This window comes from Burkholderia sp. Bp9142 (assembly GCF_003853415.1).
Classification (GTDB): domain Bacteria; phylum Pseudomonadota; class Gammaproteobacteria; order Burkholderiales; family Burkholderiaceae; genus Burkholderia.
The window spans coordinates 1-834 of record NZ_QTPP01000099.1; the positions used below are offsets into that span (position 1 = coordinate 1).

1 protein-coding gene is annotated in these 834 nt (G+C 64.7%); it reads left to right on the plus strand.

Going from position 1 to position 834, the window contains the following annotated elements:
- Window positions 1–834: serine hydroxymethyltransferase (gene glyA / locus DIE22_RS37805; protein WP_148093214.1), on the plus strand; the 834-nt coding region annotated here is incomplete at both ends.

The following is an 834-nucleotide window of genomic DNA, read 5'->3' on the forward strand; positions in this document are numbered from 1 at the left end:
GCTGTTCGGCGCGGAAGCCGCGAACGTGCAGCCGAACTCGGGTTCGCAGGCGAACCAGGGCGTGTTCTTCGCGATGCTCAAGCCGGGCGACACGATCATGGGGCTGAGCCTCGCGCACGGCGGTCACCTGACGCACGGCTCGCCGGTGAACATGTCGGGCAAGTGGTTCAACGTGGTGAGCTACGGCCTGAATGAAAACGAAGACATCGACTACGACGCAGCCGAGAAGCTGGCAAACGAGCACAAGCCGAAGCTGATCGTCGCGGGCGCATCGGCGTTCGCGCTGAAGATCGACTTCGAGCGTCTGGCGAAGATCGCGAAGTCGGTCGGCGCCTACCTGATGGTCGACATGGCGCACTACGCGGGCCTGATCGCGGCGGGCGTGTATCCGAACCCGGTGCCGCACGCGGATTTCGTGACGACGACGACGCACAAGAGCCTGCGCGGCCCGCGCGGCGGCGTGATCCTGATGAAGGCCGAGTACGAGAAGCCGATCAACTCGGCGATCTTCCCGGGCATCCAGGGTGGCCCGCTGATGCACGTGATCGCGGCGAAGGCCGTGGCGTTCAAGGAAGCGCTTTCGCCGGAATTCAAGGCATACCAGGAAAAGGTGGTCGAGAACGCACGCGTGCTGGCTGAAACGCTGGTCAAGCGTGGCCTGCGCATCGTGTCGGGCCGCACGGAAAGCCACGTGATGCTGGTGGACCTGCGCGCGAAGAACATCACGGGCAAGGCAGCGGAAGCGGCGCTGGGTGCGGCGCACATCACGGTGAACAAGAACGCGATCCCGAACGATCCGGAAAAGCCGTTCGTGACGAGCGGCATCCGCCTGGG